This is a genomic window from Streptococcus cuniculi (assembly GCF_004570575.1).
Lineage (GTDB): Bacteria > Bacillota > Bacilli > Lactobacillales > Streptococcaceae > Streptococcus > Streptococcus cuniculi_A.
In genome coordinates this window covers 15875-42353 of the sequence record NZ_SPPD01000008.1, presented here as the reverse complement: position 1 = coordinate 42353, position 26479 = coordinate 15875, and the positions used below count along the sequence as shown (strand labels likewise).

24 protein-coding genes are annotated in these 26479 nt (G+C 44.2%); 5 read left to right on the top strand and 19 right to left on the bottom strand.

Annotation, left to right across the window (positions count from 1 at the left end):
- Position 1 precedes the first annotated feature (1 nt).
- The 6 genes from rlmB to E4T82_RS06615 form a co-directional block, all read right to left on the bottom strand.
- Positions 2-739: a 23S rRNA (guanosine(2251)-2'-O)-methyltransferase RlmB gene (gene rlmB / locus E4T82_RS06640; RefSeq protein ID WP_135182073.1), complete on the bottom strand. Its 738-nt coding sequence runs from the start codon at positions 737-739 to the stop codon at positions 2-4.
- Positions 740-973: 234 nt separating this feature from the next.
- Complete coding sequence (locus E4T82_RS06635) at positions 974-2638, bottom strand: alpha-glucosidase (protein WP_135182128.1); 1665 nt, start codon at positions 2636-2638, stop codon at positions 974-976.
- 402 nt (positions 2639-3040) lie between these two features.
- Positions 3041-3868: a carbohydrate ABC transporter permease gene (locus tag E4T82_RS06630; RefSeq protein WP_135182072.1), complete on the bottom strand. Its 828-nt coding sequence runs from the start codon at positions 3866-3868 to the stop codon at positions 3041-3043.
- The gene (locus E4T82_RS06625) at positions 3865-4761 is read right to left on the bottom strand and encodes a carbohydrate ABC transporter permease (protein ID WP_135182071.1); all 897 of its coding nucleotides are present in this window, start codon (positions 4759-4761) and stop codon (positions 3865-3867) included. The genes E4T82_RS06630 and E4T82_RS06625 overlap by 4 nt, the downstream gene beginning before the upstream one ends.
- Before the next feature lie 123 nt (positions 4762-4884).
- On the bottom strand, positions 4885-6366 hold the full coding sequence (locus E4T82_RS06620) for a carbohydrate ABC transporter substrate-binding protein (RefSeq protein WP_135182070.1): 1482 nt from the start codon (positions 6364-6366) through the stop codon (positions 4885-4887).
- Between the two features lie 146 nt (positions 6367-6512).
- On the bottom strand, positions 6513-7496 hold the full coding sequence (locus E4T82_RS06615) for a LacI family DNA-binding transcriptional regulator (protein ID WP_135182069.1): 984 nt from the start codon (positions 7494-7496) through the stop codon (positions 6513-6515).
- A gap of 203 nt (positions 7497-7699) precedes the next feature.
- Between E4T82_RS06615 and E4T82_RS06610 the strand changes: the two genes are divergently transcribed.
- Positions 7700-8659 carry an aromatic acid exporter family protein gene (locus E4T82_RS06610; protein WP_135182068.1) on the top strand — a complete coding sequence of 320 codons (960 nt, stop codon included), beginning with the start codon at positions 7700-7702 and terminating at the stop codon, positions 8657-8659.
- Between the two features lie 209 nt (positions 8660-8868).
- Here E4T82_RS06610 and E4T82_RS06605 read toward each other — a convergent pair whose 3' ends face one another.
- The 11 genes from E4T82_RS06605 to E4T82_RS06555 all read right to left on the bottom strand — a co-directional run bounded on the left by E4T82_RS06605 (position 8869) and on the right by E4T82_RS06555 (position 21358).
- Complete coding sequence (locus tag E4T82_RS06605) at positions 8869-10002, bottom strand: ABC transporter ATP-binding protein (protein ID WP_135182067.1); 1134 nt, start codon at positions 10000-10002, stop codon at positions 8869-8871.
- 783 nt (positions 10003-10785) lie between these two features.
- Entirely contained in the window at positions 10786-11706 is a 921-nt protein-coding gene (locus tag E4T82_RS06600; RefSeq protein WP_167753586.1) for a helix-turn-helix domain-containing protein, read from the bottom strand.
- Positions 11707-11713: 7 nt separating this feature from the next.
- A complete protein-coding gene (locus E4T82_RS06595; protein WP_135182065.1) occupies positions 11714-12094 on the bottom strand; it encodes a Mini-ribonuclease 3 in 381 nt (126 codons plus the stop codon).
- A complete protein-coding gene (cysS, locus tag E4T82_RS06590) occupies positions 12087-13430 on the bottom strand; it encodes a cysteine--tRNA ligase (RefSeq protein WP_135182064.1) in 1344 nt (447 codons plus the stop codon). Before cysS ends, E4T82_RS06595 begins: the two co-directional genes overlap by 8 nt.
- A gap of 53 nt (positions 13431-13483) precedes the next feature.
- Entirely contained in the window at positions 13484-14251 is a 768-nt protein-coding gene (locus E4T82_RS06585) for a nucleoside phosphorylase (RefSeq protein WP_135182063.1), read from the bottom strand.
- Positions 14252-14272: 21 nt separating this feature from the next.
- Positions 14273-14857 carry a serine O-acetyltransferase gene (cysE, locus tag E4T82_RS06580; RefSeq protein WP_135182062.1) on the bottom strand — a complete coding sequence of 195 codons (585 nt, stop codon included), beginning with the start codon at positions 14855-14857 and terminating at the stop codon, positions 14273-14275.
- A gap of 57 nt (positions 14858-14914) precedes the next feature.
- The gene (pnp, locus tag E4T82_RS06575; protein WP_135182061.1) at positions 14915-17125 is read right to left on the bottom strand and encodes a polyribonucleotide nucleotidyltransferase; all 2211 of its coding nucleotides are present in this window, start codon (positions 17123-17125) and stop codon (positions 14915-14917) included.
- Positions 17126-17373: 248 nt separating this feature from the next.
- Positions 17374-17643 (bottom strand): 30S ribosomal protein S15, encoded by a 270-nt coding sequence (rpsO, locus tag E4T82_RS06570; protein ID WP_135182060.1) that lies wholly within the window; start codon positions 17641-17643, stop codon positions 17374-17376.
- A gap of 132 nt (positions 17644-17775) precedes the next feature.
- Entirely contained in the window at positions 17776-19050 is a 1275-nt protein-coding gene (locus E4T82_RS06565; protein ID WP_135182059.1) for a uracil-xanthine permease family protein, read from the bottom strand.
- A 432-nt stretch (positions 19051-19482) separates the two neighbouring features.
- Positions 19483-20211, bottom strand: a complete 729-nt coding sequence (locus E4T82_RS06560) for a pseudouridine synthase (RefSeq protein WP_135182058.1) — start codon at positions 20209-20211, stop codon at positions 19483-19485.
- Complete coding sequence (locus tag E4T82_RS06555) at positions 20198-21358, bottom strand: MFS transporter (protein WP_135182057.1); 1161 nt, start codon at positions 21356-21358, stop codon at positions 20198-20200. The genes E4T82_RS06560 and E4T82_RS06555 overlap by 14 nt, the downstream gene beginning before the upstream one ends.
- A 178-nt stretch (positions 21359-21536) precedes the next feature.
- On the opposite strand from E4T82_RS06555, the gene def reads away from it, so the two are divergent.
- Both def and E4T82_RS06545 read left to right on the top strand, forming a co-directional pair.
- Complete coding sequence (gene def / locus E4T82_RS06550) at positions 21537-22151, top strand: peptide deformylase (protein WP_135182056.1); 615 nt, start codon at positions 21537-21539, stop codon at positions 22149-22151.
- 139 nt (positions 22152-22290) lie between these two features.
- On the top strand, positions 22291-22746 hold the full coding sequence (locus E4T82_RS06545; RefSeq protein WP_135182055.1) for an SP_0198 family lipoprotein: 456 nt from the start codon (positions 22291-22293) through the stop codon (positions 22744-22746).
- Positions 22747-23627: 881 nt separating this feature from the next.
- On the opposite strand, the gene E4T82_RS06535 is transcribed toward E4T82_RS06545, so the two are convergent.
- Entirely contained in the window at positions 23628-23858 is a 231-nt protein-coding gene (locus E4T82_RS06535; protein ID WP_135182054.1) for a GlsB/YeaQ/YmgE family stress response membrane protein, read from the bottom strand.
- 31 nt (positions 23859-23889) lie between these two features.
- Positions 23890-25131: an aminopeptidase gene (locus E4T82_RS06530; RefSeq protein WP_135182053.1), complete on the bottom strand. Its 1242-nt coding sequence runs from the start codon at positions 25129-25131 to the stop codon at positions 23890-23892.
- A 182-nt stretch (positions 25132-25313) separates the two neighbouring features.
- On the opposite strand from E4T82_RS06530, the gene E4T82_RS06525 reads away from it, so the two are divergent.
- Together E4T82_RS06525 and E4T82_RS06520 are read left to right on the top strand one after the other, a co-directional pair.
- Positions 25314-25769 carry a MarR family winged helix-turn-helix transcriptional regulator gene (locus E4T82_RS06525; RefSeq protein ID WP_135182052.1) on the top strand — a complete coding sequence of 152 codons (456 nt, stop codon included), beginning with the start codon at positions 25314-25316 and terminating at the stop codon, positions 25767-25769.
- A complete protein-coding gene (locus tag E4T82_RS06520; RefSeq protein WP_135182051.1) occupies positions 25762-26478 on the top strand; it encodes an ABC transporter ATP-binding protein in 717 nt (238 codons plus the stop codon). Before E4T82_RS06525 ends, E4T82_RS06520 begins: the two co-directional genes overlap by 8 nt.
- Position 26479 lies beyond the last annotated feature (1 nt).

The window sequence follows — 26479 nt, the reverse complement described above, 5'->3', positions numbered from 1 at the left end:
TTCACACCTTATTCCGAAAAACTTCATACATCAGCACAGCCGCTGCCACGCTGGCATTTAAACTCTGTACGTGCCCTTTCATGGGAATCGTAATCATCTCATCTACTTGCTTTTTAATATTAGCAGAAATCCCCTTGCCTTCATTGCCAATGATAAGAGCAAGTTTACCTGTCGTATTCCATTTATGGCTAGGAGTTCCATTCATATCCGTTCCAAAAATCCAGAAACCTGCTGCTTTTAAGGTCTCCAAGGTCTGGCTGAGATTGGTCACTCGAGCAATGGGAACATGCGCCACTGCCCCCGTTGAGGTCTTTGCGACAACAGGTGTCACTCCGACCGCACGGTGTTTCGGAATGATGATTCCTGCTACCTGCGTCGCGTCGGCTGTCCGTAAAATCGAACCAAAATTATGGGGATCCGTCAGACCATCCAAAATCAGAATCAAGGGATTCTCCTCTTGCTCTGCTCTTGCCAAAATCTCCGTCAAGTCGGTATAGGCAAATGCTGATACTCGTAGGACAAAGCCTTGATGAACAGCACCTGAGGTCATCTCAGACAAACTTTTTTTAGAGGTCCACGAAATCGATACTTTTTTTTCAGCCGCAAGAGCCTTGATTTTCTCCACATTTTTTCCGCGCAAATCATCCTGCAGATAGAGCTTGTTCCCAACATTAGCTGTCAAACTCTCCACCACCGCATGCACACCATACACAATATCATTTTCTTCTACTTGTTTCATGCTTTTATTATAACAGTTCCAATGGCATTTGCCAATAAACTTTATCAGTTGCTTTCAGACCTTTATCAATCGTTTCGTTTACTGTTGATACGAGTTATACTCGTTTTATTTCCAACCTCTAACAGTCTCCCAGACTGTTGGAGCGAGTAGTAAAAGTAAACTAAAACGACTATAAAACGGGCTAGAAACAGCCCGTTTTTTCTACCTTAATATTCTAGAGTGCCTTTTACAACCTTATGATACAGCAATCACAACTGCTTGATAGGGTGCCAAGGTCAGGCAATTATCTTTATCCAAGTCCAACACTTCTAGATTGTTCAAGAGGACTTCCTCTATTGGTTGTGAAAGCTGGAGCCTCTGAACTTTGGCTTGGAAATTGGTCAGAACCTGCACACTTCTCTCCCCACAGCGTTCGTAGGCAATGACATTTTCGACCTCTTCAAATAGCGGATGAAAAGCACCACATCTTAGACTACTACCATAGGTATCATGGCGATACAAGCCTGTTAGGGCACGGTAGTAGTGCAAGACAGACCGGGAATCCCTTTCCTGCTCTGCAACATTGATGGTGCGTTTTGGCTGTTTACTCATCAACCAAGGCTTGACATCTGAAAATCCTAGATAGGTATCGTCGGTCCATTGCATCGGTGTTCTAGCATTGTCACGGCTATATTTTCCAATCACGGCAAGCGCCTCTTCTTCAGACAGACCGTCCTTTAAGGCCACCTGATAACCGTTTATGGTACTAATATCATCATAATCTTCAATCGCCTCAAAATACTGATTTTCCATGCCAATTTCTTGCCCTTGGTAGATGAATGGAATCCCTTTACGCAAGAGGGAAATGGTCGCAAGACACTTCTTGCTGGCTGTAGCTACATCAGCTTGAGGAATAAAGTGCGACGCTCCACGCGCCTCATCGTGATTCTCAATAATCGTTGATAACACACCAATCTTGTCTGTTCGTTCGTGCACTTGGAAAATGCTCTTTTTTATCTCTTCTGCTGTTGGCTCGTCAAAATCATGCCAGCCATTGCCTTTTTGCCCTAAAATCGCCTGTTTGAAATCAAAGATAGAAGAGAAGACCCCGTTTTCTCCGATGAAGAACTGCAGCTCCTCCTCTGTTTCATCAAATACTTCCCCAACTGTGAAGGCATTGTATTTGTCAAAGGTCTGCTCTTTTAATTCCCGCAGGAAAGGCTCGATCGGCTGAGCATTAGCAAGGGCTGCCTGAACCGCCACCAAACCATCTTCCTGATCAGCAAGAAGAGAGGTCCAGGACAAGTCTTTTTTGATATTGATAATGGCATCAATCCGAAAACCTGCAATCCCTTTTTCCAACCACCAGTTGATCATATCGTAGATTTCTTGGCGCAGGCGAGGATTTTGCCAATTCAAGTCTGGCTGAGCCTTGTGGAAGGAATGGAGGTAGTATTTAGTTGAATTGGGTACCTTTTCCCAAACGCTGCCACCAAAGTAGCTCCGCCAGTTGCTCGGCTCCGTATCGCTTTCGATAAAGTAAAAATAGTCAGCGTATTCTCCATCGGGATCTGCCAAGGCTTTTTGAAACCACTCATGCTGGTCTGAGCAGTGATTGACTACCAAGTCCATGATGATAGATATCCCACGTGCCTTGGCCTCAGCAATCAGCTCATCCATATCCTCCATGGTTCCAAAAATCGGATCAATCGCATAGTAGTCCGCAATATCATACCCCTGATCTACGAAGGGGCTCTTGTAGACCGGAGAGAGCCACAAAATCTCAATGCCCAAGTCCTTGAGATAGTCCAACTTCTGCGTAATCCCCTTTAAATCACCGATACCGTCATGATTGCTGTCATTGAAACTCTTAGGATAGATCTGATAAGCGACCTTCCCTTTCCACCAATCTTTTTCCATATTCATCCTCTCTCTATTTTAATACTATCCCTATTATAACAGGAAATGGAGCGATTGCAGCACATCACTCAAAAATGAAACACTGTACCTAGTATCTGAAGAGAATTCTCACATTGTGGGAAAGTTCTCAGACGATATAGTCATTTCGTTTACATTTAGTATCTTTTGCTATTTCCCGATTGAAATAGTTCCCCGAACTATTTCAACCTCCTACGGAGTTTCATCCCTCATTTTTGAGCCAAAGGCCTCAAAAATCCCGTCCTAGACACGAACAACAGTATTGTCTAGGATACCACTATATCGGGAAATATCTTTTAAATGCTTGCTTCGTTCGTGTCTTATTTTAATATGTAACTACTTATTCATACATACTATTTATAAACTAAAGCAGTATAGTGTTCTCTACTTTACTGCACCATCAGCAATTCCTTTTATAATATTCTTTTGTAATACTAAAAACATGCCAATAACTGGCAAAATCGTAATCAGTACTGCTGGAAAAATCAAATCCCATGAATTACCGTACTGTCCTGACTCTAGTTTTGCAAAATAGACAGATAACGTCAGCGTCTTCACTCGGCTATTGCCAATCACAAGAAATGGCAGTAAATAGTCATTCCAAATCCACATACTATTTAAAATAATAACCGTCATTGTCGTTGGTTTTAATAATGGCATAATGACGCTGAAATAAACCTGAATGGGATGAGCACCATCCATAATCGCTGCTTCTTCTAAGGAAATGGGGATTCCTTTAATAAATCCATGATACAAAAACAAGGACAAACTCAAACCAAAGCCACCATACATCAAGATTAATCCAGGTACATTTTTTAAGCCCATACTATCAAAAAAATGAATCAACGGATACATAATTGCCTGAAACGGAATCAACATCGCCGCCGTAAATAGTAATAATAGAAACGTAGCTATTTTTGATTTGAAACGCACCATCATCCAAGCTGCCGACGAGGAAATCAATACAATCAAAGCAACTGAGAATACCGTCATCAAGAGGGTTAATACAAACGAACTCCCCAAATGAATCTTTTTCACTGCTAAAACAATATACTCCAGTGAAAACTCCTTTGGCAAAGACATCGGATGCTTCACAATCTCTGTTTGTGATTTAAAAGAATTTAGGACCAAAAAGACAATTGGAAATAAGGTGAGCAATGCCATGAGCGTCACAATCAGATAACGCAAAAATGAATTAGCATATTTTTTCATTGTGCCTCAATCTCCTTTCTCTTCGTCATCACCACTTGCGTTAAAGAAACAACTGCAATGATGATAAAGAAAATAACGGCTTGTGCCTGTGCCATACCATAATTATTACTGGTATCTTTTGGTACTCGTAAAATCTGCAAGGCTAGCATTCTCGTATTGAATTCTCCATTTGTCAGAGCTACGTTTGGGTCCAGCAACTTGAAGCATCCTGACAATACCAGAAAAAAGACAACGGTAAAACTTGGCATCAACATTGGAAGGGTAACATGACGTAATTTTTGCCAATAATTAGCACCGTCCATCGCAGCGGCTTCATATAAATCATCTGGAATCGTTGCTAGACCTGTCACATAAATAATCATCATATAGCCCGACATTTGCCACGTCACAATCATCAACATTGCTAGCAAATTTTTATTCGCATTCTGAGTCATATTTGTCAATAAATCAAAAGGAAGTAGTCCTTTTTCTCCAAATAGCATTGTCGAAAAGACATTTTCATAGATAAACAACCAAATATAGCCTAATGCTAACCCTCCCAATAAATTTGGTAAAAAGAAAGTTGCTCTAAATATGCCAACACATTTTCCTAAACCATGCAGTAAAAGCGCTTGGGCAAAGGAAATGAAATTCACAACCACAACTGCTAAAGCAGTAAATTGAATGGTATATATAAAAGCATTGCGAAAATGTTCATTCTGGAAAGATTTGATATAGTTTTCAAATCCTACCCATGCTTCAAAAACATTCTGACCACCAGCAAAATATACTCCTCTCCAAGCTGAAAATGAATAAAGAAATCCAACTATAAAAGGAATCAAGACAACCATTGCAAATAATACAACCGCTGGGAGCACAAACGGAACAAACCATTTTTTATAAATCGAATTCATACTCAACTCCTAGAATCTAAATCAAAAGAGGCTGGGACATTCAAACTGCTCAGCCTCAAAATAGGAAACGAGAGCAACACAGTCTATTACTGCGTACCATTTATCCCTTCTGATTAGCATTTTTTATTTAGAGGCGTCTTTTAACTCTTTCCACCTTTTGATCACTTTATCGGCAAAAGCAGGATAAGTCTTGACATCCCATTTATTTTGAGTCATATAGTTCTCTTTTAATTCGTTTCCAACCTCTTCTAAAAAGTTACCTGGGGAGGCATTAAAAGGATTGGAAAGAGTGTCTCCTTCTAAATATTGAACAATCGCATTATTTAGAGAATTTGGAGAATCCGTAGCAGTCGGGTCATTATACATGATAAAACCACTCTCTTCTTTCAAGAATTTCAAACCACGCTCAGAAGTATATAACCAAACTAGGAATTTACCTGCAGCTTCTTTTTGACTATCACTGACATTTTTATTGATAATCCAATAATTTGGAATAAAGGTTGGGATGGTTGTGTTAAACTCTTTTGCTGTCCGATTTTTTAAGTGAATATCGCTGTCTTTAAATGGCATTTTAATAGGAATCATATCAAGCGTTGCGACAATGGCTACATTTAATTTCTTTAAATTTGGATAGATCCAATTTCCTTGTTTGATAAACAATCCTCTATGATCCGCAAATAATTGAAGCGAGTAATCATATGAACCTGTTGTAGTATTGATAAATTCTGGCCCACGAGTATTAGCGCTATTTTCTCCTGCTGCGTGTGCTGTATTGTATTCCAATACTTCCATCATCTTCACTAATGCAGATTTAATCGTATCCATCTTATCTACTTCTGAGTAAAGAGCATCCGAATAGTTTTCATATACTGTATTCATCGGAATATTAATCATGTGGTCTGAATAAGTCCATTTTTCGGCCCCTGCTTCGACAAACACACCCGTTAATTGTTTCGTTAACTCCGTTTTTTCAGTCACCGTAGTATAACGATGACCATTTAACTCAACAGTCTGACCTGTCTGATTGTGAATGAAGGCATCTACAACATCTGTAAATTGTCGAAAAGCGTCATAGTCAACCACTTTTAAATCTTTCACTAATTCTGCTGCGTCCTCTAGCCCAAAAAGCTCCTTGAGCAACTGAGTGTCCATCACATAGCCATACCCTTCAACGGTATAAGGGATTCCAAAATTCTCAGTATCCTCTACTTTTAAGCGCTGATTTTCAGGAATCTGCTCCGCCAGCTTCACTAATTCCTCATTTGAGGAATCTGCTAAGTTATACATAAAATCTCCATCTTTCGGACCCCATTGAATAAGAGAGTTCGTTGAAAAAATGGCTGGAGGATTTTTTGAAGTCATTTCGGTGTTCATGGTTTCAGTAATATCCGACCCCGAACCCGGCGAAAAAATTTTTAAGGATTGGCCAGTTTCAGCCTCATAGTCCTTGGCTAGTTTGTTCAAATCCTCACCAATCTCACTCTTTGTATTAAAAATATAAAGAGAATCATTATCGCTTGCGCCACCTGCATTCCCACAAGCTCCCAATATAGCTCCCAAAGAAAGGGTTGCTAGTACACGCCAGAACTTCTTCTTTGTATTCATCTTAAACTCCTTTTCATTGTTGAAGATTTTCTCACATCTTCTACGGCATCTCTGTAAGCGTTTTATCTTGAATACATTATATGATAACGATTTCATTATGTCAATCGTTTTCATATAATTTTTTAAAAAAATCCGACCACCGACAACTAGGTCGATGAGCGGATAATCAATTCTGCCCTCAGTGGTTCAGGCATTTCAAATTCCCTATCTTCTAAATGAGAGAGTAGGGCAAGGGTCGCAAGACGTCCCATTTCATCAATTGGTTGGCGAATCGTTGTCAAGTTAGGGGTCAATAAACTGGCTATCGGTTGGTCGTCAAAGCCCACAACCCCCATGTCCTGCGGAATCTTCCAGCCATGTAAGATTGCTTCATTGATAAAGCCAGCTGCTACCTCATCACTATTTGCAAATAGGGCGTCTGGTCGTTCTGTCAGACTAGCAATCGTATGAAAAAGTTCCCGTCCCTGCTGAATTGTTTTAACATTTTTAAAGAAAAAATTCTCATTAAATGCTTGGTCTTGACGGAGATGAGCCGCCATAAAACCTTTAAAGCGATTGTCTGTTGGATGAAGCGTGCTACCACCAAGACAAAATCCAATCTTGGTATAACCGCGTTCAAATAAATGGAGGGTTGCTTCTTCTGAAATCTTGGCTTCATCAATCTGCACAATGGGGAGACCTTGGTGAATCAAGCTCCGATTGCACAGAACAATGTCCCCCTTTTTAACCATTTCAAATACTTCTTCTGTATTGGTTTCCAACGAGGTTGAAATCAAACCGTCCAGCTGCTTTTTCTTGAGCATGTTGATAAACAACTCTTCCCGCTTCATATCTTGCAGGGTCTGTAAGACAATCAGATGATAGCCCATTTCAGTAGCTGTTTTCTCGATACTAGCAACAAGATAGGAGAAAAAAGGATTTGTAATATAAGATACAATCACCCCTATCAACTTTGTCCCTTTCCCACGTAACTGTTGAGCACCGCTGTTGGGAAAATAACTCAGTTCCTCCATTGCTTTCCGAATGCGTTTTTTGGTCTTTTCAGATACATAGGGATGGTTGTTCATCATCCGAGACACTGTTGTAACCGATACTTTCGCTTTTTTTGCAACATCTTCAATACTTGCCATAACTCTTCCAACACCTCTATCCTATTTCTCCTAGTATATCATAAAAAAACTAAAATTCTTCCCCTTTTTCAGCTCAGCTTGAATAGAATCTTCCGACTGCACTTTCTGGTTAGACAAGAAAAAGCACAGGCAAATCCTTCAACTCTCCCTCATCTGTATGCTACAATAATAGCAGACATTGAAATTGTACTTAGGAGATCCTCATGCCCTTACTTCATCGAACGATTAAGCTGGTACTTGCAACCTGTGTTGCGATTAACTTAGCCAATCTTATCCATTTATCCTCCCCTACCTCCGCAGGGATTATTGCGATTTTAAGCCTTTTGGACACGAGACGTGCTTCACTCAAAACGGCATGGGCAAGGCTGTGGTCAACGATTTTAGCGCTTGCCATTGCTAGCCTTGCTTTCTCACTGTTTGGATTCCACTTACTAACCTTGGGGCTCTATCTCTGCCTCTATGTTCCGCTTGCCTACAAGGCAAACCTAACCGCAGGCATTGCTCCTTGTACGGTTCTGGTAACCCATTTATTCTTAGAACAGTCTACTTCGCTAACCTTGATAGGAAATGAGTTGGCCCTCTTTCTGATTGGTGCTGGGATTGCCCTAATTGCCAACCTCTACATGCCCTCGCAGGACAAGCAAATCCAAGCCTACCACGAGGAGGTAGAGCAAGGGCTAAAAGCTATTCTCCTTCGTTTCCAAGACTTACTGCTGACAGGAGACGGCCGCAATGAAGCCCAGCTGATTACGCAGCTAGATCAAACACTTCAAAAAGCACTTGAGGTTGTCTATCTTGATCGCCACAATCAAGTTTTTCACCAGACCAACTATCAAGTCCATTACTTTGAAATGCGACTGGCGCAAAATAAGATGCTCCGTACTATGGCCCGCAATATCAATAAATTTTCACTGGAAAGTCGGGAAGCAGTCATCCTCGCCAACCTGTTTGACCGAACAGCTCTCCAGCTGAGTAGACACAATCCCGGTCATGAACTCCTCGAAGATATTGAACTCTTTCACCAGGCCTTCCGTGAACGTCCACTCCCCCAAACGCGGGAAGAATTTGAAGCACGGGCAACCCTCTTTCAACTCCTCCATGACATCGAAGCCTTTATCCAGCTAAAGGTTGATTTTTATGAGCAGTACGCATATGAAAACTGAATATGAAAAATGGCTAATAATCTCCTGAAATACAACAGGAGAGTCGCTCACAACTAAAAAGCTAGAGTTCCACCATTGGGAATCCCTAGCTTTTTTGTGGCTGAGAACTATTTTGTCTCAGACTCTTTTGTTATCATTTCCAAAGAATAGAGGGTATCTTTACTCTATCAACCGTCCATCTTGAGCAAGTTTCTAGACTTTGACGCGTGTTAGACAATCGCTTTGCTTGTCGCATCATCGAAGAAGTGTGCCTTGTTCAAGTTGAAGGCTAGACGCACTTTTTCACCTGGTTTGTGGAAATCGCGCGCATCTACACGAGAAACGAACTCGGTTGAGCCAACACGGCTATACAGCATAGACTCTGCACCAAGCAATTCAGAAACAACAACTTCTGATGTTACGATGCTGTCAGGATAAGCTTCCAATTCCAATTGAGACGCTTTGATGTCTTCTGGACGAATACCGAGAGTGAAGGTTTTGCCTTCATATCCTTTTTCTTCCAAATGTTTTCTACGACCTTCTGGCAAGCGAAGAGAGAAGTTGTCCCCATCAGACAAAATACCGTCTTTAAGAGTTACACTAAAGAAGTTCATGGCTGGACTTCCGATAAAGCTTGCGACAAATTTGTTGACAGGAGCATTGTACAATTCTTCTGGTGTACCGATTTGCTCAATCCGTCCAATTGTACCTGTACCTGCCTCATTTTTAGTAGCACTCATGATAACGATACGGTCCGCAAGTGTCATCGCTTCTGTTTGGTCGTGGGTTACGTAGATTGTTGTTGCCCCGATACGACGGTGGATTTTCGCAATTTCTGTACGCATGGATACACGAAGTTTCGCATCCAAGTTTGATAAAGGCTCGTCCATCAAGAATACTTTTGCATCACGGACAATCGCACGTCCCATGGCAACACGTTGGCGTTGTCCACCTGACAAGTCAGCAGGTTTGCGTTGCAAAAACTCTGTCAGACCAAGAATGCCCGCTGCTTCTTCAACACGTTTTTTGATTTCATCCTTGCTGTATTTGCGCAATTTCAAGCCGAAGGCCATATTATCAAATACGGTCATGTGTGGGTAAAGGGCATAGTTCTGGAAGACCATGGCAATATCACGATCTTTTGGTGCCACATCGTTCATCAAGACATCATCAATGTAGGCTTCCCCTTCTGTAATATCTTCAAGACCTGCAATCATACGAAGCGTGGTGGATTTACCACATCCTGAAGGACCAACGAAGACGATAAATTCCTTGTCCTTGATGTCTAGGTTGAAATCCTCAACAGAGTAATGCTCGCTGTTTGGATATTTTTTATAGATATTTTTTAGATTTAATTGAACCATGTTCAAACCTCGCTTTCTTTTACTCTTTTAGTATAAATGAAAGCGTTTTATTTTTCCCTGTCAGGGTGAACAAAAAGAAAAAGGCATTTTGTACAAGTTGCACAACAAGATACGAGGGCGTGAAAAGCACAAAGTGAAAATAGGAAATCTGACGAAGAGTTACTAAACTCTAGGAAGATTTATCTTTTTCACACAGTGCTTAGCCCGAGTTCAATTAAAAAGATACAAAGCCCGTTAAAAACTCAAAGCGCACTCAAGAGTATCCATATCCGTAAGCGAACACAGTTCGCAACGGCTACGGCAAAATAGAAACTACGACGAGGAAGCTCAGGCTTCTAGGAGTAGTTGCACCTAAAGGCAGCCACACCTGTAATCAGCTAAAGCTGAAACAGTTGCGTCTCTTTTTCTCACAGAGTTTAGGGCGTGTTCAATTACACAAGATACGAGGGCGTACAAAGCACAAAGTGAAAATAGGAAATTTGACGCAGAAACGTTAGTTTCTAGGAGAATTTATCTTTTTTCACACAGTGCTTAGCCCGAGTTCAGTTACACAAGATACGAGGGCGTACAAAGCACAAAGTGAAAATAGGAAATTTGACGCAGAAACGTTAGTTTCTAGGAGAATTTATCTTTTTCACACAGTGCTTAGCCCGAGTTCAGTTACACAAGATACGAGGGCATGAAAAAACGAACAAGACACAATCCTGAATGTCAGAAAACTAGTTTTGTTCGTTTTTTATATTTGAGCTTAGACTTTGGTTCCCAGCTTCAACTCTGTTGCTATCATCCGTTCTCCAATACAGCCTGGTAACAAACTGCTAAATCTGTCAAATTGCGGAGCTGCAAGCCGCTGACATCGAGCCATTTTTCAAGGCGGTATTGGAGGGTATTGCGGTGCACGTAGAGGCGTTGCGCCGCCTTGGTCACTACTGCTGCCTCCTCCCACAGGGCACGAATACTTTCTGCCAACTGGTCTTGCTGGTGAATCATCTGCGCCAGCTGCTGCCGTAGGGGATAAAGCGCTAATTCTTGACTTTGTCCCCAAAGAAAGGCCTGACCAAAGGAAAGCACGCAGGAGGATTGAAACCGCTCCTGCCAAGCAAGAAATAGGCGATGCTCCGCTTGGAAAATCCCTGCCCAAGCCTCGTCTGCTACCAGCGACCAGATCTGACCGACCAGCATGGTCAGCTTCAAACCAAAGTCAAATTCCATAGCAGATAGGGTATCGCCTAGCACTTCCTGAATTGGAATAAAGGTGCTTTGATCTAGGACAAAAATCGTATCATAAGCTGTCACCTGAAAATCAGCCACACGGTTCGGAAGTAAAGAGCGCATAACCTCCAGCCAAGCCTGTAATTCTTCTTTCTCATCGACAGCCGACAAGGAATGATGGACATGAATCCACTGAAGAGTGCTGGTTTTTTGAGGTATTTCTCCCGTTTTTTTGACCAAAAAGCGGTACCAGGGATGACGAGCATAGACTGCTTCATCGTCGTTCGAAAAAGAGAGCAGATAGCGTTCCCGCTCTGTTAATTCATTTTTGGCTACCTGCAACCATTGCCCATTGGTCAAGGGAAAAAGCAGGTCCTGAGACTTGTGAAGAGGGGTATCCACTAGCCTTCCATTGGGAAACAAGATTAAGGCCTGCTGAACATTTAGCGATTGAACCTCTTGGTTCTCAAAAGGGAATCGTTCCACTTGCACGGACCTCCTATCCATTTTCAATACACCAGTTAATGACTTCCTCGAGCCGTTCGAGTTGCTCTGTCATGTGAAGATACCCAAGCACCGCTTCAAAGCCTGTAGACATGCGATAGGTCACAACATCCGCATTTTTTGCCTTGGTGTGGCTGTTGGTATTGCGCCCACGTTTGTAGATGTCAACTTCTTTTTCGCTTAGAAACTCCTCTTCCAACATCTTGGAGATAAGTGCTGCCTGAGCCTTAGCAGAAACATAGCGATTGGCCTCACGGTGCAACTGATTGGGCTTGGTCAAGCCCTTAAAAATTAAGTGTCTACGAATATACACGGAATAGACCGCATCTCCCTCAAAAGCAAGGGCAATGCCGTTGATGAGGGTCACATCAATCACGTGTCCACCTCACTCCGTCCTTGGTATCAAGGAGTTTAATGCCCTGTGCCGCTAACTGGTCACGAATCTGGTCAGCAGTCGCAAAGTCTTTTGCGAAACGAGCTGCTTGGCGCTGTTCAATCAAGGCTTCAATCGCACTATCTAGCACCTCTTCTTTAAAGACAATCCCAAAGACCGCAAGCATCTTCTCAAGTGCCGTTTTGATCTCAAGATTGTAATTGCCTGAATTAATCCACTTGGCCAATTCAAAGACAACGGTAATCCCATTTGCGGTGTTGAAATCTTCATCCATAGCTTGGCAGAAGAGTTTTTCAAAATTGGCTAACTGATGTAAGTCTACATTCTCTGTAAAGGTCTGCTCGTAGGTATTTTTCAGATACTTGAGATTGACTGCTGCGTCTGCCACCCCTTTCTCCGTAAAGTTAATCGGTTTTCTGTAATGCTGGGTCGCAAAAAAGAAACGCAAGACCTGACCGTCCACCGTTTCAAGGGCATCATGCACCGTGATAAAGTTTCCCAAGGACTTAGACATCTTGACATTGTCGATATTGACGAAGCCATTATGCATCCAATAATTGGCAAAGGTTTGACCCGTTTTTGCTTCAGACTGAGCGATTTCATTCGTATGGTGAGGGAATTCCAAATCCGCACCACCCCCATGAATGTCAATCGTGTCGCCTAATAGTTCGGTCGCCATGACCGAACACTCGATGTGCCAGCCCGGTCGTCCTGCTCCCCAAGGACTATCCCACGAAATTTCACCTGCCTTGGCTGATTTCCAGAGGGCAAAATCAGCAGGATGTTCCTTCCGACTCGTTTCTTCATCCGTCCGACCGCTAGCGCCTAAGACTAATTCTGCCAAGGTTTTATTTGCCAAAGCGCCGTAGTTCTCCGACTTCTCTACTCGGAAGTAGACATCCCCTGCTGCCTCGTAGGCATATCCTTTAGCAATCAATTCCTCAATAAAGGCGACAATTTCAGCCATAAAGTGCATGACCCGAGGATGCTGGGTAGCAGGTTGAACGCCTAGCTGTTCCACATCAGCCGTAAAGGCTGTGATGTACTTCTCAGCAATTTCTTGCGGTGTCACGCCCTCTTCCTTGGCACGGTTGATAATCTTGTCATCCACATCTGTGAAATTGGAAATGTAGGTCACCTCAAACCCACGGTACTCAAAATAGCGCCGAATGGTGTCAAAGGCTACGGCAGATCGGGCATTTCCGACATGGATATAATTATAAACTGTCGGGCCACAGACATACATCTTGACCTTGCCTGCCTCCAAAGGCACAAACTCACGGAGACTTCGTGTCATGGTATCGTAAATTTTAATCATCGTTATCCTAAAGCGTTGGGCTAGTCCACGCTTTTCCTTTCTAAACATTCAGGTTAGGAAACCTGCAATTCCTTTGCAATCGTAAAGGCAATCTCAAAAAAGGTCATAGGGTTGAGCTTTCGCTCTTCTCTACGCGGGTCCCACTCTTCTTGATGATGGTCCACATAGTCTGCTGTATAGAAAAATTGATAGACCTTCGCTTCTCTAAAACGACTCCAAGCCATGATACTTGCAGCTTCCATCTCGACAACCTCAGCACCACTTGCCTTCCGTCGCTTGACCTTAGCGGCCGTCTCACGGTAAAAAGCATCTGTCGTCCACGTCTTGGTCCTAATATGTTGAATCTGGTATTTATCTAGAATCTTTTCCATGGTAGATAGCAGAGCAGGCTCATAGCTGATTTCATCGCTAGGTGGAGCATAGTGGTAGCTTGTCCCCTCATCACGTAGGGCTGCGCTGGGCAAAATCAATTTATCTGCCGCAATGTTTTTATCCAAGACACCACAGGTTCCAAAAATGATAAAGTTTTCAAAACCAAGAGCTTTATACTCCTCTAACTGACCAACCGCCATGGGAGCTCCAACAAGAGCAAGACCAACTGCTACCTTACAGCCGTCCTTTTCATAGATATACCAAGGATGACGACCGTTGAGATTCTTGAGAGCACCGCCCTCATGCACACCGTCCATCTGCCGAACCTGCTCCACCACTTGTCCTGAAAAGGTCAAAATAAGGGTTGAGCAAATGTCAGCTTTTTCTTCTTTCCTTGCCATTCCTGGCTCAATCACGGCTTTGACAGGCTCAAATTCTTCTAAAAGCATCTCCTGCCCCTTTCTTCATTCTTACAACTTAGCAGAATAATAGCTGGCTTCTCTTGCTTCTTGCAAGGGACGAATCGCTTGTTCGTCTTTTTTGCCATGAATGCGGACAATTTTTGCAGGCATACCAACGACCGTCACATCTGCCGGAACATCTGAGAGAACCACTGCTGCTGCTCCGACCTTGGCATTTTCTCCAATTTCAATCGGGCCAATAATCTGCGAATGAGCAGAAATGAGGGCTCCTTTGCGAACAGTCGGATGGCGTTTGCCACAATCTTTTCCTGTCCCTCCTAGAGTGACCCCATGATAGAGCATGACGCCTGACTCAATCTCAGCCGTCTCTCCAATGACCAAGCCTGCTCCGTGGTCAATAAAGACCCCACTTGCAATCTGAGCCCCTGGATGAATCTCAATCTGGGTCCAAAAGCGCCAAAATTGGCTGTGCATGCGCGCCAGCAATTTAAAGCCATGACGCCACAAAAAATGAGAGAAGCGGTGCGCAGCCAAGGCCTTGACCCCTGGATAAGTTAAAATTACCTCCAGCGTGGAACGTGCCGCCGGATCTTTTTCTTTTACAATGTCAATGGTGTCTTTCCACCAACCCATTTTTTCTCCTTTATTGTGGATAAGACAAGTTCTAAAGAACTTGTCTTACTCTACTTTCTACTTTTCCACCTTGTGGAACTTAAATTCCCCAAAGTTGCTATTTTCTTTCTTTTCTCTTGGACAACGTGGGCGAGCTGATTTTTCTTTGGGTTCAGCTTGCTCTACTTTTTCAGGACGAGGAAGCAACACTTTCATTGACGCATCCACACGGCCTTTTTCATCAATCTTGATGACCTTGACATCCACTTCATCACCAATTTGAACCAAGTCTTCGACCTTGTCCACACGAGTCCATGCCATTTCAGAGACATGAACAAGGGCATCGGTCTTGTCAAAGAGGTTGACAAAGGCACCGAATTTCTCAATGCGGACAACCCTAGCACGATAGACTTCATCGACCTTGGCTTCACGTACCAAACCTGCGATGATTTCTTTAGCACGGTTGATGGCATCGCGATCGCTTGAGTAGATGGCTACATTGCCTTCTTCATCAATGTCAATCTTCACACCTGTCTCTGCGATAATCTTATCAATGGTCTCGCCACCCTTACCGATGACAATCTTGATCTTATCAACATCAATCTTGATCGTATCAATCTTCGGTGCAGTCGGTGCCAAATCTGGACGAACAGCTGGAATGGCTTCTTCGATCACATCCAAGATTTCAAAGCGAGCTTTCTTAGCTTGGGCAAGGGCTTCTTGCAAAATTTCAGCCGTGATTCCCTCAATCTTAATATCCATTTGAAGGGCAGTAATGCCATCACGGGTACCAGCTACCTTGAAGTCCATATCGCCGAAGTGGTCCTCAAGACCTTGAATATCCGTCAAGACTGTGTAGTTGGTCCCGTCTGAAATCAAGCCCATGGCAATCCCTGCTACCGGCGCTTTAATTGGCACACCACCAGCCATCAAGGCAAGCGTCCCCGCACAGATAGAGGCTTGAGAGGATGAACCGTTGGATTCGAGCACTTCTGCCACCAGACGAATGGCATACGGAAACTCTTCCAGACTTGGCAAGACTTGGGCAAGAGCACGTTCACCGAGGGCTCCGTGACCAATTTCACGACGACCTGGAGCACCGTAGCGTCCTGTTTCCCCAACTGAATATTGAGGAAAATTGTAATGGTGCAAGAAGCGTTTTTTATACTCAGGGTCCAAACCGTCTACAATTTGTGTTTCACCCATTGGTGCCAAGGTCAAAACAGACAAGGCTTGGGTTTGACCACGGGTAAAGAGACCTGACCCATGCACGCGTGGCAAGAAGTCCACACCTGCTTCGAGCGGACGGATTTCATCTACCCGACGGCCGTCAGGACGGATCTTATCTTCTGTAATCAAACGACGTACTTCTGCGTGCTCCATTTGCTCAAGGATTTCTGCCACATCGCGCATAATGCGGTCAAACTCTTCATGGTCTGCGTACTTTTCTTCGTAGACAGCCGTTACCTGTTCTTTAACTGCATTGGTTGCGGCTTCACGAGCTAATTTTTCTTCTACCTGAACCGCTTTTTGCAAATCGCTGTTGTAGGCTGCAATGATTTCTGCCTGCAAGGCTTCGTCCACATGGAGCAATTCGACTTCAGCTTTTTCCTTGCCGACTTGAGCTACGATTTCTTCTTGAAAGGCAATCAATTCTTTTACTGCTTCATGCCCTTTCAAGAGGGCTTCAAGCATGATGTCTTCTGATAATTCTTTGGCACCAGACTCAACCATATTGATGGCATCTTTAGTTCCAGCCACGGTCAATTCAAGCAAGGAATGTTCCGCTTGTTCTTGACTTGGATTGATGATAAAGTCACCGTCCACATAACCGACTTGGACACCAGCAATTGGGCCGTTAAAAGGAATATCTGAAATGGACAGAGCAAGCGAGCTACCAAACATAGCTGCCATCGGCGCGCTCGCATTTTCATCATAAGACAATACGGTGTTGATCACCTGCACTTCGTTGCGGAAGCCTTCGGCAAACATTGGGCGAATCGGACGGTCAATCAGACGCGCTGTCAAGGTTGCATCCGTCGACGGACGACCTTCACGCTTGTTAAAACCACCCGGGAATTTCCCAGCTGCATACATCTTTTCTTCGTAGTTGACTTGAAGCGGAAAGAAATCCCCTGTTGCCATTTTTTTCGACATGACAGCCGCTGTCAGGACTGTACTTTCTCCGTAGCGGACAACAACGCTACCGTTTGCTTGTTTTGCGACCTGACCGACCTCAACAACGAGCGGGCGACCTGCAAAAGTCATTTCAAATGTTTGCTTGACCATTTGTATCTCCTAAATGTGATAAATATTCTCCAGAATATCAAAAGTAGACCTAGCAGCCCGATTCTTTTGACTTCCAAGAGGATGACGTGTTTTCTACAAAGCTCAACCTAGGACACTCCCAGACTCAACTTTGCACAAAACCACGTATCTTGTTTATTTTATCATATTTTAGCCGAAAAACAAAAGAAGGAAAAACAAATTTGAAAAGAAAAATCCCTCCCAATCGGGAGGGGTTGGATTTCACCAAATTAACGACGAAGTCCTAATGAATGAATCAATTCGCGGTAACGGTTAACGTCTGTCTTACGCAAGTAAGACAACAAGTTACGACGGCGACCGATTTTTTTCATTAATCCACGGTAAGTTGCGTGGTCTTTTTTGTGCTGTTTGATGTGCTCGTTCAAGTGGTTGATTTCCCAAGTAAGCACTGCTACTTGTACTTCAACTGAACCAGTATCACCTTCATGACGAGCATACTGCGCCATGATTTCATTTTTTTTCTCTTTTGAGATTGCCATGAGTATTTCTCCTTTGTATTTGAGCCACATCCGAGTAACAGGTTGGCAACCTGTGACCAAGAAAGGCTAATTCTTGTCCCTAGGACCTCATTATTCTATCAATCTTTGCTGACTTTGTCAACTAAAATGAGGCTATTTCTGCGATTCTCTCGGCAAGATTAGGTTGAGAATAATGCCCACAATCGCGCTAAGAGCTGTTCCTGAAAGCGTAACGGCCCCGATCCCCAAGACCGCACCACCAAGTCCTAAGACCAGCATGGAGCTTGCGATGATGAGGTTGCGCACCTGCCCAAAATCCACACGGCTTTCAATCAAGACTTTCAAGCCATTGCTTGCAATGACACCATAAAGCAAGATGGACATGCCTCCCAATACCGCGCTTGGAATGGTAGAGATGAGGGCTGTGAATTTACCAAGAAAGCTAAAGGCAATGGCGATCAGAGCCGCATTGCGAATCACAGACACCGATGCGATACGGGTCATGCCGATAACCCCTGTATTTTCACCGTAGGTCGTATTGGCAGGACCACCGAGGAAGGCAGACACCGCAGTCGCTACCCCGTCCCCAATCAACGTTCGATTGAGCCCCGGATCTTTCAAGAATGGGCGACCACAGATTTGGCTCAAGACGGTATGGTCTCCGATATGCTCTGCTACGGTCACGACTGCAATCGGTAAAATGGCAAGCATTTCTGGTCCAAAGTAGAGTTTGTATTGCTCAAAGACACCTGTCTTAAATGGCAAGTAAAAGCGTGGCAATTCAAGCCAAGGAGCATCTATAACAGGTGCAAAATCGACTAAGCCAAGAAGCAAGCCCACCACATAACCACCGATGATGGCAATGAGGAAGGGCACAATCTTCACGAAGCCTTTGCCCTTGGTATTGACAAAGGCTGCAATCAAGAAGGTTGCAATCGCCGCAACGACATTGCGCCAGTCACCATCTGCCACAAAACCTGCGTTGGTCACCGCCGAATTTGCCAAACCAAGCCCGATGACGATAATCATTGGACCGATGACGATTGGTGGCAATAAGGTATCAATCCACTTCGTCCCAATCACCTTGACCACACTTGCAATTAAGACATAAATCAAACCGACAAACAGGATACCGGTCTGGGCAGCCGACACATCGCCATTCATTTCCTTAATCGCAAGCGACATGGCAGAAATGTAGGCAAATGACGATCCGAGATAAACCGGCACCTTGCATTGGGTTGCTACTTGATAAATCAAGGTTCCCACACCCGAGGCAAAGAGGGCAACCGATACGGGCATTCCCAAAATCAAGGGTACCAAAATCGTTGCACCAAACATGGCAAAAACGTGCTGGAAACTTAGCAAAACACCTTGCCCAAATGATGGGTTTTCATCCACATCGAGCCGTAAATGAACAGATTCTTTCATACATCCTCCTTTTGGGCACACAAAAGGCCCAGCTAATTGTATTAGTCATAGGCCTTTGTATCGAATTCGTATTGTCTTTCTCACCTCACGGGATGAGTTTAAAAACCTATGCTTGTACCAGTCTACCACAAAATGTTTGATTTGGCTAGTTGTTTTGAGAGAGAAGCACGACGTACGCATGAAGAAAAAAGTAACCCTATTTTTTCTGAAAAGAGTGAGTATGTTCTGAAAAACAGAAAATATTCGTTGTGTTTTCTAGAAAACGTAACTTTCCGAATGTTTCTTTTTATCAAAAAGAGATTTTTTACAGTTTGGTCTTAGGAAAAAGAGTTGAACTGTGTAACACGGATAATAATTTGCGATTTTCATTGTTTTTTCAACAAATGATTTTCTTCATGCGTTTGTCCTGAGGGAGAACGCATTGGGTTGAGGTTAGAGTTCCACCCCGAATATGGCTAACAGCTCCAATTCACGAGCATTCAGTCTGCGGTAATCTCCAACATCAAGCCCTTCGTCCAACACTAAAGGACCCATGCGGACTCGTTGTAAATCGGTCACCTCTTTACCACAGGCTGCGACCATTCGTTTGACTTGGTGGAATTTTCCTTCTGCAATACGGATTTGCACGCGTGACATCTGGGTACTGTCATCCACCTCTACAATCTCCAAATCAGCCGGTTGACAGGTAAAGTCTTTCAGCTCGATCCCTTGAGCAAAACGACTACTATCTTCTTGCGTCATAATCCCTGCAACCTCAGCCTGATAGAGCTTTTCCACATGCTTTTTAGGTGACAACATCTCATGAGCCAAGGCCCCATTATTGGTCAAGAGCAACAACCCATGCGTATCTATATCCAGCCGACCAACTGGAAAGACCTCCTTTTGTCGCGCTGTAGCGTCCAGCAAATCCAAGACCGTTCGGTGCTTGGAATCTTCGGTCGCTGAAATGACTCCCTTAGGCTTGTTTAAGAGATAGTAGACGAATTTCTCATATCTGACAGGCTCTCCCTGATAGGCAATCTGGTCTTTGATTTCGTCAATATGAACCTTGGCAGATTTTTCCACCAATTGATTGACCGTTACCCTCCCTGATTTGAGAATTTTCTTGACTTCTGTCCGCGAGCCAATGCCACAGGCTACTAAAAATTTATCCAAGCGCATCTGATGTCCTCCGATTGAGTGTCAAAAAGGCAAGCAAGGCAAAACCCACACAGCTAGCTGCAAACAGACTGAAAATAAAGCTATAACTCTCTCCTAGAAGCCCGATTCCTTTCAGGACATACGGAGATGAGAAGCCACCGAGATTACAGCCGACCAGCACGATAGCTGTTGCATTATTTAGCAGAGGTGCGGGCATCTCCTCTGCCAATTCATGAAAGACAGCCGTCATCAGCACACTATTGACAAATCCCGCTCCTAAGGCTGCAATGCTGAGAATAACAAACTGGGAGGAAAGGGCAAGCCCCAAAGTTGAAAGCGCTAGGGCGAGGTAGGACAGAGCGAGCAGATGTGAGCCACATTTTCTCAAAAGAGGGGCAAAAGCAAGACCTGAACCAATGCCGACCAGCTGATAAAGGCTGAGAATCAAACTAGCAGATGAGGCTGTTCCAAGACCACCCTCTGTCACAATCACGGGAACCCGCAGACTGATGCAGGAACTAATACAGACATTCCAACCCGCAAAAAGAGCCAGCTCCATTGCCCGCAGACGCAAGGGGAGGGATAAGGAAGCACGAGAAACGGTCTGCTCCACCACTTGCTCGCTCCGCTTAGGCACGAAAAAGAGATAGAGAAGTAAAATCACCAACCCGAAGCTATAAATGGCAAAAGCATAATTCCACTGAATCTGAATCAAGTGTCCAACTAGCATGGTCAAAAAGGCAGAGCCAACCACTTCTGATGAGGCTCGATAGCCCAGCATTTGAATCCGTTCTGTCCCCTCGTAGCGCTCGCTAATCATCGAAATCGCCTTGGCATTGATCATGCCGACCCCGAAGCCAAAGCACATTCGAGACAGAAAGACCAGCCAATATTCCTGCGCTAGTATCGGTAAAATCCCTCCCGAACTCATCAGCAAGAGACCAGTGACAATCATCTGGCGCTCCGTGAAAAAGCGGTTGAGCGGGCGATTCAGCAACAAGACGAGGAGGACAAAAAAGGAGGGAGTCGAAACCAGTAGCTCCACCCGCTCTACTGGATAGCTCTGGAAATGCTCCAACATCAAGGGCAGGGCGGACGAGACTGAAAAGGCAGAGACTAGCATGGACGACAAGGCCAGCACACTCAATTTTTCGAGAAAGGTTCTCACAATAGTTCCTCATTTTCTTTTAATCTGTTTGAAAATTCCAAAGCCACACTCACCCTGCGACTGTTGCATTTTCATTCCTATCACCAGTATAGCAAATTCTCCCTCATCTTGCACCCTCCTTTTCTTCTCTTTCGTTTCGTGCTATACTAGTCTCTAGAAACGATGAAGGAGAAACACTATGTCTGTAATTGAACGTCTAACAAAAGCTAACCACTTGATTGATATGGATGATATTATTCGTGAAGGGCATCCAACCTTACGTAAGGTTGCTGAGGAAGTCGAGCTTCCTCTATCTGATGAGGAGATTATCTTAGGCGAAAAAATGCTCCAATTTCTCAAACATTCGCAGGACCCTGTTATGGCTGAGAAAATGAAGCTCCGCGGTGGTGTCGGTCTTGCAGCACCACAAATCGATGTATCAAAACGCATCATTGCGGTTCTTGTGCCAAATCCCGAAGGCGAAGAAGGCAATCCGCCAACAGAAGCGTACACGCTTCAAGAAGTTATGTACAATCCTAAAATTGTCTCTCATTCCATTCAAGAGGCCGCTATGGAGGGTGGAGAAGGTTGCCTGTCCGTTGATCGCGAAGTCCCTGGCTATGTCGTCCGTCATGCCCGTGTAACAGTGGAATATTTCGATAAGAACGGAGAAAAACACCGAATCAAACTCAAGGGCTTTAACGCCATCGTCGTTCAACATGAGATTGACCACATCAACGGCATCATGTTCTACGACCGTATCAACCCTGAGCATCCATTTGCCATTAAGGAAGGCATGCTGGTGATTGAATAGCTACTAAGCAGAAAAGGAGTAGGGCAATCGCTTTCTTTGAAAGAACGACTGCCCACTCCTTTTTCTCAAGCAAAAATCTTGCCGACTGGCTCAACCTTTCAGTATAATAGATTCAATCTCTCTTTGAAAGGAAACAATTATGAAACTTACAAAAAACGTATCATTTACTGCCGTGGTGGCTCTTAGCCTATTCCTTGCAGCCTGCGGCAGCACACAAAACCAAGCTAGACCAACCCAGTCATCTAGCGCAACACTTGCTACTTCCTCCACCACAACACCTAGCAGCACAACAGCTCCCTCCTCAACAACTACCCCAGCTACCGAGGAGCAAACAGCGGGTGAATTGGACAGAACCTACAGAGGACGTGATGAGGAGGACGAGGTAACCCTTATTATCACGGGTACTTCTGGTACGTGGACGCAGGTGGAACCAGACGGAGAACAGGAAATCAAGAATGTAACGATTGATCCGACCAATCAACGAATCGTCATCGGCGACGATACCGAGCGCTACTTCCTAGAAGGCAACCAACTCACCATCGAAGACATCAGTGAGGTTGATGTTAACGATACAATCGTCTTGACCAAGCAATAGTAATACTCACAAAAAATCAAAAATAGACGAGCTTCCACAATTGAGAATTGTGGAAGGTTGGAGATAGGGCTAGCAAAGCTAGCCATCCTGCAAGCGAAGATAGAACTGGAGTTCATCAAGAATTGTACTCAGACTAAAATCTTATACTCAAAGAAAATCAAAAAGCAAACTAGGAAGCTAGCCGAAGGCTGTACTGAAGTACGGCAAGGCGACGCTGACGACGTTTGAAGAGATTTTCAAAGAGTATAAACAACCACCCCCAGACTAGTAGGCTTAGGCTGGGGGTGGTTGTTTTTTCGGTCACTTTTTTTACGCACTCATATCTTGTGGAATTAAACTCGGGCTAAAAGCTCGGAAAATAGATAGGCAGCTGTTCTAGCTTTAGCTAGTTACAGCTACGAATGCCTTTAGGAATTAAGCTGAAAACCTCCACTGGAGCTTTTCAGTCGTCAAGATTCCTAATTTTGCTGTAGCTGTTGCAGGCTACGTCTGCTTTACAGATACGGATACCCTTGTGGTACAGTCGCTTTTTTCACGCCCTCGTATCTTACCTAACTGAACTCGCCCTAAACTCTGTGTAAAAAAAGATAGGCAGCTGTTCTAACTTTAGTTAGTTACAGCTGAGAATCCCTTTAGGGATAGCTTGCCTTGTGTTCGTTGAACACGGCAGCAAGCTCCTATTTTTACTTTGAGTTTTTAACGGGCTTGTATCTTATTTAACTGAGTTCGAGCTAAGCACTGTGTGAAAAAGATAGGTAGCTGTTCTAGCTTTAGCGAGTTACAGCTAAGAATCCCTTTGGGGATAAATCTACCTAGAGTCTACAGACTCTTCGGCAGATTTCCTATTTTCACGTTGTGCTTTTTACGCTCTCACATCTTGTTTAACTCCCGCGTTTCCAAAAGATAGCGAGGAGGATAATCGCTCCTAGGACAGAAGGGACAATAGCGGTATCTGCAATCTGGGGTCCCCAGTTGCCAAAGAGGAATTGACCGACCCAGGCGCCTGCAAGCCCCAGCAAAATCTTACCAATACAGCCCATTTTTTCACCACGGTCGGTAATGGCAGCAGCGATTACAGCTACCAGAAAACCAACCAGTAAACTTCCAATCATGTCTACAACCTACTTTCTATCTGGAGGGCTATTAAATCGCCCATTCACCGTCGCGGAAGATTGGTACAGCTGTTCCGTCTGCACGAATACCGTCAATATTCATCTTGTTGGACCCAATCATGAAGTCCACATGAACATCTGAACGATTGAGACCTGCTGCTTTTAATTCATCGTCGGTCATGTCAACGCCACCTTCAATGCTAAAGGCATAGGCTGAACCGATTGCTAGGTGGTTTGAGGCATTTTCGTCAAAAAGCGTATTAAAGAAGGTCACACCTGATTGAGAGATTGGGCTTTGATCTGGTACGAGGGCAACCTCACCAAGACCGCGTGCGCCAGCATTATCAAAGACCAATTTCTTCATGACTTCATCGCCTTTTTCAGCGGTAATGTCTACGATTTCACCGTCTTTGAAGGTGACTTTGATGCCTTCGATGATATTTCCATTGTAGCTGAGTGGCTTGGTAGAGGTCACATAGCCGTCTGCTACACGGTAGTCAGGAGCTGTGAAGACTTCTTCTGTTGGCATGTTGGCGATAAAGTGCTCCCCTTGCGCATTGATTGAGCCTGCTGCTTCCCACAAGTGATGTTTCGGCATACCGAGCGTCAAATCTGTACCGGGTGCCGTATAGTGGAGTTTGACAAATTGCTCTTTATTCAAAATAGCCGCTTTGGCTACAAGCCGCTCTTCATGCTCTTTCCAAGCAGCTACTGGATCATCCGCATAGACACGACAGGTCTTGAAAATTTGATCCCAAAGCAAATCAACGGCTTCTTCGTCGCTCGCTGCATCTCGGAATACCTTTTTCGCCCACTCTAGCCCTGCTGCTGCACCCAAGGTCCAGCTAATTTTATTGGCTTGCGTCGCTTGACGCATTGGATTTAAGGCAATGCTTGCTGCGCGTGTCGCACGGGATAATTTTTCTGGATCAATCCCGTCCAAAGCACCTGGATCTTCAGACAAGACTACCAAACGGCTGGCTTTATGGTCCAAAATGTAGTTCATTTCTGCGATCCGTTGTTCAGAAACAGTTTCCAAGCGCTCAATCGGTACATTCAAGTAACGCTCACGTAAAATTACATCATCTTGCCAGTTGACCAGCACTTCTACAGCCCCTTTTGCATAGGCTTCTTTGACAATCAAGCGGGCTAGTTCTGCTTGATCCACACTGATCGTCAGCGAAACCGTATGTCCTGGTTGCACATTGATTCCTGTTGAGACGAGTAACTTCGCATATTTTGCCAGATTTTCGTTGAAATTTGGTAATACCATGGTTTGCTCCTTTTTATTGAATTACTCCTTATTTTACCATATTTTCTGATGAGAGGACATTTTCTGCTCTGCTGATTCATTCGTCCATTTTTTTGACTATTTGAGTCAGATGTGGTATGCTAATAGTCAATATATTTGACTATTTATCAATCGTACTGACATAGAAAGGTGGTAGGTTTTCCATGAGCATTCACATCAGACATCAAGCAAAGCAGTTGGCACGCCTGAAATACGAGCAGGATATCCTCTATGACCAATATGCTAAAACATTTGGCCTCCAACGGACATCTTTTTTCATCCTTATCTGGCTCTACTACGCTCAAAGTCCCCTATCCCAAGCCTGTCTCAGCCACAAGTTGGGAGCAAGCAAACAGCTGATAAATACCAGCATCAAGTTATTTGAAGAAGAGAAATTGATCTCATTCGTGCCAAATGAGCGCGACAAACGCCAAAAATTTATCTACCTCACCGATAAAGGCAAAGCATATGCTTCCTCGATTTTAGATCCACTGGAAGAGGCTGAAGGTCGCGCGATAGCGCAGATGAGCGAGGAGGAACGTGATAAACTCCTCCAACTCTATGCTTCTTTTAATGAATCCCTAGAACAACAGCTAGAAAGTCAGGTGTGCCATGATTGAATTTAAACACGTCAGTAAACAATTTAATGGAAAATACGTGCTGAAAGACCAAGCCTTTACCATTTTCGATGGCGAATTTTTCGTCTTGGTCGGCGCAAGCGGCAGCGGAAAGACAACAACACTCAAGATGCTCAATCGCTTGATTGAACCAGACGAGGGGGACATTATTCTAGACGGCAAGCGCCTCAAAGACTATGACCTGCGGGAATTGCGCCTGTCAACTGGCTATGTCTTGCAGCAGATTGCTCTGTTTCCCAACCTCAGTGTGGCAGAAAATATTGCCCTGATTCCCGAGATGAAAAAGTGGTCCAAAAAGGAAATTGAGAGCCGCACCAAGGAGCTGTTAGCCTTGGTCGGACTTCCAGCTGCCCACTATCTCCACCGCATGCCGGGGGAACTCTCGGGCGGGGAACAACAGCGGATTGGGATTTTACGTGCTATTATTACACGCCCCAAGGTCCTGCTTCTCGATGAACCTTTTAGCGCCCTAGATCCGATTTCGCGGGAGCAATTGCAGGACTTGGTCAAAGAAATCCAAAAAGAATTTCAGATGACCATGATTTTTGTGACCCATGATATGGCTGAAGCCATGAAACTGGGTGACCGTATTGCCATTATGGATCAGGGAAAAATCCTGCAACTCGACACCCCTGAGCGGATTCAAGAAGCTCCTGCGACCCAATTCGTCGCTGATTTCTTTCGTGTATAGG

Bases quoted from the DNA above. Each gene is read 5' to 3' on its own strand.
- rlmB (WP_135182073.1), bottom strand. From the start codon at position 739: ATGAAACAAGTAGAAGAAAATGATATTGTGTATGGTGTGCATGCGGTG.
- E4T82_RS06635 (WP_135182128.1), bottom strand. From the start codon at position 2,638: ATGGAAAAAGATTGGTGGAAAGGGAAGGTCGCTTATCAGATCTATCCT.
- E4T82_RS06630 (WP_135182072.1), bottom strand. From the start codon at position 3,868: ATGAAAAAATATGCTAATTCATTTTTGCGTTATCTGATTGTGACGCTC.
- E4T82_RS06625 (WP_135182071.1), bottom strand. From the start codon at position 4,761: ATGAATTCGATTTATAAAAAATGGTTTGTTCCGTTTGTGCTCCCAGCG.
- E4T82_RS06620 (WP_135182070.1), bottom strand. From the start codon at position 6,366: ATGAATACAAAGAAGAAGTTCTGGCGTGTACTAGCAACCCTTTCTTTG.
- E4T82_RS06615 (WP_135182069.1), bottom strand. From the start codon at position 7,496: ATGGCAAGTATTGAAGATGTTGCAAAAAAAGCGAAAGTATCGGTTACA.
- E4T82_RS06610 (WP_135182068.1), top strand. From the start codon at position 7,700: ATGCCCTTACTTCATCGAACGATTAAGCTGGTACTTGCAACCTGTGTT.
- E4T82_RS06605 (WP_135182067.1), bottom strand. From the start codon at position 10,002: ATGGTTCAATTAAATCTAAAAAATATCTATAAAAAATATCCAAACAGC.
- cysS (WP_135182064.1), bottom strand. From the start codon at position 13,430: ATGATTAAAATTTACGATACCATGACACGAAGTCTCCGTGAGTTTGTG.
- E4T82_RS06585 (WP_135182063.1), bottom strand. From the start codon at position 14,251: ATGCTTTTAGAAGAATTTGAGCCTGTCAAAGCCGTGATTGAGCCAGGA.
- cysE (WP_135182062.1), bottom strand. From the start codon at position 14,857: ATGGGTTGGTGGAAAGACACCATTGACATTGTAAAAGAAAAAGATCCG.
- pnp (WP_135182061.1), bottom strand. From the start codon at position 17,125: ATGGTCAAGCAAACATTTGAAATGACTTTTGCAGGTCGCCCGCTCGTT.
- rpsO (WP_135182060.1), bottom strand. From the start codon at position 17,643: ATGGCAATCTCAAAAGAGAAAAAAAATGAAATCATGGCGCAGTATGCT.
- E4T82_RS06565 (WP_135182059.1), bottom strand. From the start codon at position 19,050: ATGAAAGAATCTGTTCATTTACGGCTCGATGTGGATGAAAACCCATCA.
- E4T82_RS06560 (WP_135182058.1), bottom strand. From the start codon at position 20,211: ATGCGCTTGGATAAATTTTTAGTAGCCTGTGGCATTGGCTCGCGGACA.
- def (WP_135182056.1), top strand. From the start codon at position 21,537: ATGTCTGTAATTGAACGTCTAACAAAAGCTAACCACTTGATTGATATG.
- E4T82_RS06545 (WP_135182055.1), top strand. From the start codon at position 22,291: ATGAAACTTACAAAAAACGTATCATTTACTGCCGTGGTGGCTCTTAGC.
- E4T82_RS06535 (WP_135182054.1), bottom strand. From the start codon at position 23,858: ATGATTGGAAGTTTACTGGTTGGTTTTCTGGTAGCTGTAATCGCTGCT.
- E4T82_RS06530 (WP_135182053.1), bottom strand. From the start codon at position 25,131: ATGGTATTACCAAATTTCAACGAAAATCTGGCAAAATATGCGAAGTTA.
- E4T82_RS06525 (WP_135182052.1), top strand. From the start codon at position 25,314: ATGAGCATTCACATCAGACATCAAGCAAAGCAGTTGGCACGCCTGAAA.
- E4T82_RS06520 (WP_135182051.1), top strand. From the start codon at position 25,762: ATGATTGAATTTAAACACGTCAGTAAACAATTTAATGGAAAATACGTG.